Below are 6477 nucleotides of genomic sequence, written 5' to 3'. Positions count from 1 at the left end.
ACCTCGCAATGCGGCCAGAGCGTCAACGATGCCCTCGTCATCGATCTTTCCAAGCATGCGAGCCGGCTCATCGACCTCGACGCGGGCTCGAGGACCTGCGCGGTCGAGCCGGGCATTGTGCTCGACAATCTCAACGCCCTGTTGAAGCCGCACGGGCTGTGGTTTCCGGTCGACGTCTCGACGTCGTCCAGGGCCACCATCGGCGGCATGGCCGGCAACAATTCCTGCGGCGCCCGCTCGATCCGCTACGGCACCATGCGCGACAATGTGCGGGCGATCGACGCGGTTCTGGCAAGCGGCGAGGCGCTTCGCTTCGCGCCCGTTCCGCGCGATATTTCGGCTGTTAACGAGGACGTGGCCGGCCGCGCGCTGTTCGAGGAAATGCTGGCGCTCGGCGACCGCGAGAAGGGCGAGATCGCGGCGCGCTTCCCCAAGCTCACCCGGCGGGTCGGCGGTTACAATATCGATGCGCTCGTGCCCAACGGCGAAACCAACAATCTCGCCCACCTCCTGGTCGGCTCGGAAGGGACGTTGGCGCTGTTCACCCGCATCGAGCTCAAGCTGTTGCCGCTGCCCAAATCCAAGGTCATGGGAGTGTGCCATTTCCCGACCTTCCGGGCCGCCATGGAGGCGGCGCAGCACATCGTCAAGTTCGATCCGACCGCGGTCGAGCTCATCGACGACACGATGATCGGCCTTGCCCGCGACATCGCCCTGTTCCGCCCGACCATCGAGCGCCTGGTGCGCGGCAAACCGGCGGCGCTGCTGATGGTCGAGTTCGCCGAAGAGGACAAGCAAGAAAATCTGCGCCGACTTGCGCGCCTCGGCGAGCTGATGGGCGATCTGGGCCTGAACTGGCCCGAGGGCGGGGTCATCGAGGCGGTCGAGCCGGAGCTGCAGGCCGGCCTCAACGAGGTGCGCAAGGCCGGCCTCAACATCATGATGTCGATGAAGTCGGCGGGAAAGCCGGTCTCCTTCGTCGAGGACTGCGCCGTGCCGCTTGCCGATCTTGCCGACTATACGGAGCGGCTGACGGCGATCTTCGAAAGGCACGGAACGCGCGGCACTTGGTATGCCCACGCCTCGGTCGGCTGCCTGCATGTGCGCCCGGTGCTCAACCTGAAGCTCGATACCGACGTCAAGGCGATGCGTGCCATCGCCGAGGAAGCCTTCGAGATGGTGCGCGGCTACAAGGGCTCGCATTCCGGCGAACATGGCGACGGCATCACCCGCTCCGAGTTCCACGAAAAGATGTTCGGGCCACGCCTGGTGCGTGCCTTCGAGGAGGTGAAGGACGCCTTCGATCCCGAAGGCCTGCTCAATCCCGGCCGCATCGTGCGCGCGCCGCGCATGGACGACCGCAGCCTGATGCGCTACGGACCGGGCTATGGCGCGGCCGACTTTGCGCCAGCGCTCGACTGGTCGGCGTGGCCGGGGGCCGCCGGCGGCTTTCAGGGCGCGGTCGAGATGTGCAACAACAACGGTGCCTGCCGCAAGCTGCAGGTGACGGCGGGCGTCATGTGCCCGTCGTTTCGCTTGACCGGCGACGAGAAGCACGTCACCCGCGGCCGCGCCAACGCGCTGCGGCTGGCGCTTTCGGGCCAGCTCGGTCCCGACGCCCTGACCTCGGACGACATGCGCGACAGTCTCAGTCTCTGCGTCTCGTGCAAGGCTTGCCGGCGCGAATGCCCGACCGGCGTCGACATGGCGCGGATGAAGATCGAGGTCGCCGCGGCGCGGGCGCGGACGCACGGCCTCAGCTTACGCGAGCGCATCATCGCCTATCTGCCGCGCTATGCGCCCTTTGCCGCAATGCTGCCGTGGCTGATGAACGCCCGCGAATTTCTGCCGGGGGCGGCGTGGACGTCGCAGCGGCTCCTTGGTCTTTCGGCACGCCGGAAGCTGCCGGGCTGGCGGTGGGATGTCTTCGTGGGCAACGGCTCCGCGGCGGCGGAAGAGGCCGACATTCTGCTGCTGGCCGATACCTTCAACCGCTATTACGAGCCGGAAAATCTTTATGCCGCCCAGGCCGTGCTGACGGCGGCGGGCTACCGCGTCGCCACCGCCGAGCCTTTGGACGGCGGCCGGCCGCTATGCTGCGGGCGCACCTTCCTGTCCGCCGGGCTCGTCGAAGAGGCGCGCAAGGAGGCGCGGCGTCTCATCGAATCCTGCCTGCCGCATGTGCGCCGCGGCGCCATGATCGTCGGGCTCGAGCCGAGCTGCCTGTTCACCCTGCGCGACGAGATGACCGCCCTCAAGCTCGGCGCGGAAGCCGACGAAATAGCAGACAGCGCGCTTCTGTTCGAGGAGTTTCTGGCCGGCGAGGCGGATGCCGGTCGCCTGTCGCTGCCGCTGTGCCGCCGGGGGAAAAAGGCGCTCCTGCACGGCCATTGCCACCAGAAGGCCTTCGGCGCCATGGGCGCGGTCGAGACGGCGCTGCGGCTGGTGCCGGGCCTCGAGGTTTCGACCATCGCGTCTGGCTGTTGCGGCATGGCCGGCGCCTTCGGCTACGAGGCGGAGAATTTCGACATTTCGATGGCCATGGGCGAGGCGGATCTGCTGCCCGCGGTGCGCGCGGCGCCTGCTGACGCCGACATCGTCGCCGACGGCACATCCTGCCGCCAGCAGATCGCCGCAGGCAGCGGCCGAAAGGCCGTCCACGTTGCGCGCGTCCTGGCACAAGCACTCGACACCAAGGGAGAATGACGATGAGCGATCAGACCGTGCGCGAAGGCGAGGGGCGGATCGCAGCGCCGATCGTCCGCCGGGCGCTGCACGCCGAGCTTGTCGACCGGCTTCGCGACATGATCCACGACGGCACGCTCAGCCCCGGCGCCAAGGTGCCGGAGCGGGCGCTGTGCGAGCATTTCGGCGTCTCGCGCACGCCGCTCAGGGAAGCGCTGAAGGTGCTCGCCGCCGAGGCGCTGATCAAGCTGACGCCGAACCGCGGCGCCGCGGTCGCGGCCCTGACGCTCGCCGACCTGGAGGAGGTCTTTCCGGTCATGGCGTGCCTGGAGGCGCTTTCGGGCGAGCTTGCCTGCGAGCGGATCACCGACGAGGAGATCGACGAGATAAGAGCGCTGCACGAGGAAATGGTCGAGCATTACCGGCGCCGCGATCTGACGCCCTATTTCAAGCTCAACCAGAAGATCCACGCCCTGATGCTGAAGGCCGCCGACAATCCGACGCTCGAGGCCATGCACCGCTCGCTCTCCGGTCGCATCGTCCGCGCCCGCTATCTCGCCAACATGTCGAAGAAGCGCTGGGCGGAGGCCGTCGCCGAACATGGCGAGATTCTCGAGGCGCTCGCCGCCCGCGACGCAAAGCGCCTGTCGCGGCTGTTGCGCGAGCATGTCATGCACAAATTCGAGACCGTGCGCGAGACGATGCTGGAGGGGTGACCGAGAGTTAGGGGGCAGTAAACGCAATCGAGACGCGGGGCTACCCCGACGGTTGACAGATCAGCGATAAGGCCATGGCTCGCAGGCGATGCCGTCATTATCGCGATCGTGCTGCGGCCAATATCCAGGTTCTCCTTCACGCGCCGGGGCAAGTCCGAGCGCTCGAACCGCATTGCAGTTCGGAAACGCAGCGATGTGCTTCAACGTGGTCATTGGCGGCCATGCCTTGAAATAGACGAAACCAAGAAACAAGGCTGCTACTCCGCATGCCGCAAACGCAACCACGGGCACATAAGGGCGGAGCACCAGTTGAGATATCCGGCGCTTGTAACTCCGTGTAGCAGATTGCAAACGCCATTGCGGGTGTCTCGCCTCAGTCCACGGGCCGTGGTAGCGATGGATGTTCCAAAGTCGGTAAAGCCTCGTCATGCGGCTTCTCCTGATTTGGACAACAATCGCCTGCCCTGGGTAAAATTCGCGTGAAGCCTGCCGCGCAAGATCGCCTAAAATCGCGGCGATTCAATATCGCATCAATGGGTGTTGCTCCTTCATTTGGGTCTCGCTGGCGCTCGATCCGACCTCTCTTCACCGGAGAGAGCATGCCCCTTCAGACCGAGAAGGTCGCGGTTTGGCGCGCATGCGCGATATAGAGCTCGCGCAGCCGCAAGGTCAGCGGCCCCGGCGCGCCATTGCCGATCGTCTTGCCGTCGATCCGCACCACCGGCATGACGAAGCCGGAGGCCGAACTGTTGAAGGCCTCCGCGGCTTCGAATGCCTCGGCAAGGGAGAAACGGCGCTCCTCGATGGTGAGATTTTCTTCCTCGGCGAGCGCCAGCACCGCCTTGCGGGTGACGCCGGGCAGGATCTCGTTGCTCAGGGGCCGCGCGACGATGGCGCCGCCGCGCGTGATGATGAAGGCGCTCGACGAGGCGCCTTCGGTCACGTTTCCGTCCTCGACCATCCAGGCCTCGCCGCAGCCGGCCGCGACCGCCTCCTGCTTGGCCAGCACCTGGGCGAGCAGGGCGACCGACTTGATGTCGCGCCGCTTCCAGCGGATGTCGGCCACGCTCTTGACCGCGATGCCGGTCCTGGCATCGGGCGAATCGACGAGTTGCCGCGCCTGGGTGAACATGACCAGGTTCGGCGTCACATCGCCCTTGGGGAAGGCGAACTCGCGGTCCGCCGCGCCGCGGGTGATCTGCAGATAGACGCCACCCTCGGTCAGGCCGTTGCGCCGGACCAGTTCGAGCTCGAGCCGGGTCAGCTCATCCATGGTCACCGGAGAGGGGAGCTTAATTTCCGACAGCGAACGCTGCAGGCGGGCAAGGTGGGCCTTATTGTCGATGAGCCCACCGTCGAGCACCGCCGTCACCTCATAGATGCCGTCGGCGAAGATGAAGCCGCGGTCGAGGATCGAGATCCTGGCCTCTTCGATCGGAACGAAGGCGCCATTGACATAGGCGATACGGGACATGGCCGCCCCTTTTAGGGGAACAGCGAACCCCAGGCCAGCGGATTGATCGTCTCAGCGCGCCTTTGCGGCAGCGGCGGTCGCGCCGTTCGTCAACATCGATTCGGCGTCGGCGAGCCCGGCGCCGAATTCCGGATCCCGACCCGGCGCTCCGAGGTCGCGGGCGCTGCCGGCGATGGCGCCGATCGCGACGTCGGCGTCGGGCTGACGTTGCGCCTGGGTCTCGATCAAAAGCGCCGCCAGGCCGGAGATATGGGCGGTTGCCATCGAGGTGCCCGAGATCACCTGATAGTCGGCGTTCGGTGCCGGCGAGAGAATGTCGACGCCGGGGGCGGCGATGTCGACATAGCTGCCGCGGTTGGCCTTCGCGAACAGCGCGTCACGGGAATCCGTCGCCGTCACCGCGATGACGCCTTCAAGCGCCGCCGGATAGAGCGGGGCTGAGCCGGGTCCGTTATTGCCGGCCGCCGCGACCGCAATCGCGCCGCGCTTGCGCGCCTCCTCCAACAGCCTGGCGACCAGCGCGTCGCGCGGGCCGGTGAAGCTCAGATTGAGCACCTGGGCGCCGTTGGCGACGGCCCAGTCGATGGCCCGGGCGATGACCTCGCTGGAACTGGTCACCGGCCCGTCGGCGCCTTCGCGCCAGAAGGCGCGCACGGCGAGAAGCCGGGCCTCCGGGGCGACGCCGACAAGTCCGCCGCGGGCGGCGATGATGCCGGCGACCGAGGTGCCGTGCGGCTCGGGGACTTTGAGCCCGTACCCGGCGGCGTCGTAGGCCGCCGCGATGGCGCCGGCGAATTCCGGATGGTCGCTGGCAACCGCGCTGTCGATGACGGCGATGGTGACGCCGCGCCCGCGCGCCATTTCATGGGCGGCGGCGACGTGCATCGCTCGCAAGGCGTATTGGCCGGCCGCCATGCTGCCGCGGACGATCTCGCCGCCGAGACGGTAGACGAAGTTCTTCTGCACGGCACTCGGGCGCGGGTCCGCCGTGAGCGCCGTCTCGACCTCGTCGACGCTGCGCGGGTCGGGAATCGTATAGACCACGAGGCGCTGGCCGGTCAGGCCGATGAGCGTTTCGCGCAGCAACAGCAGATTGAAGTCCTGCGCGATCTGAGCCGGCGCGTCGGCGCCGGCCTGGAGGTCAAGACTGACCATCACCTCGCCGGCGCGGAATTCGCCCGGCGGCTGGCCGCCCGCCGCCGCCGCATCGGTGAGCGGGCGCGGCGGCGGCAGCGGCGCCGGATTGGGCAGTGACACATAGACGATGGGATTGCGCGGCGGCTGTCTCGTCTGGCCCGGGTCGGGCGGCGGATTGAGCGGCGGCAGTTCGCGCCCGTCGTCCCGCGGCCGGGTCAGCGCGTCGATGGCGATGCCGACGCCGAAACCGATGCCGAAGCCGACGAGAGGGTCGAGGCCGTGCGACGAGCCACCGCGCCGCGGCGGTCTCTGATTGCCCCCGCGCTGGCCGGTCGGCGGAGGATCGAAGGTCTGCTGCGCCAGCACCAGCGGCGCGGTTGAGCCACTCCTTTCGGCTGCCGGAGCGACGGTCGACCCGATTGAAACGAGAGCGAGCAGCAGAAGGGCGAAAAGGGGACGCATGGC

The 6477-nt window shown here is 67.5% G+C and carries 5 protein-coding genes; 2 read left to right on the top strand and 3 right to left on the bottom strand.

What is annotated here, in order from left to right:
- Both Q8P46_16565 and Q8P46_16560 read left to right on the top strand, forming a co-directional pair.
- A partial coding sequence (locus tag Q8P46_16565; protein MDP2621760.1) for an FAD-linked oxidase C-terminal domain-containing protein occupies positions 1-2706 on the top strand: 2706 nt, incomplete at its 5' end.
- 2 nt (positions 2707-2708) lie between these two features.
- Positions 2709-3401 (top strand): GntR family transcriptional regulator, encoded by a 693-nt coding sequence (locus Q8P46_16560; protein ID MDP2621759.1) that lies wholly within the window; start codon positions 2709-2711, stop codon positions 3399-3401.
- A 60-nt stretch (positions 3402-3461) separates the two neighbouring features.
- On the opposite strand, the gene Q8P46_16555 is transcribed toward Q8P46_16560, so the two are convergent.
- The 3 genes from Q8P46_16555 to Q8P46_16545 form a co-directional block, all read right to left on the bottom strand.
- The gene (locus Q8P46_16555; protein MDP2621758.1) at positions 3462-3830 is read right to left on the bottom strand and encodes an excalibur calcium-binding domain-containing protein; all 369 of its coding nucleotides are present in this window, start codon (positions 3828-3830) and stop codon (positions 3462-3464) included.
- A gap of 178 nt (positions 3831-4008) precedes the next feature.
- On the bottom strand, positions 4009-4875 hold the full coding sequence (locus Q8P46_16550) for a D-amino-acid transaminase (protein ID MDP2621757.1): 867 nt from the start codon (positions 4873-4875) through the stop codon (positions 4009-4011).
- A 51-nt stretch (positions 4876-4926) separates the two neighbouring features.
- Positions 4927-6474 (bottom strand): S8 family serine peptidase, encoded by a 1548-nt coding sequence (locus Q8P46_16545; GenBank protein ID MDP2621756.1) that lies wholly within the window; start codon positions 6472-6474, stop codon positions 4927-4929.
- Between the last annotated feature and the right edge of the window lie 3 nt (positions 6475-6477).

The organism is Hyphomicrobiales bacterium, assembly GCA_030688605.1.
Classification (GTDB): Bacteria; Pseudomonadota; Alphaproteobacteria; order Rhizobiales; family NORP267; genus JAUYJB01.
The sequence above is the reverse complement of the archived record's forward strand: the minus strand, read 5'-3'. Positions and strand labels throughout refer to the sequence as shown.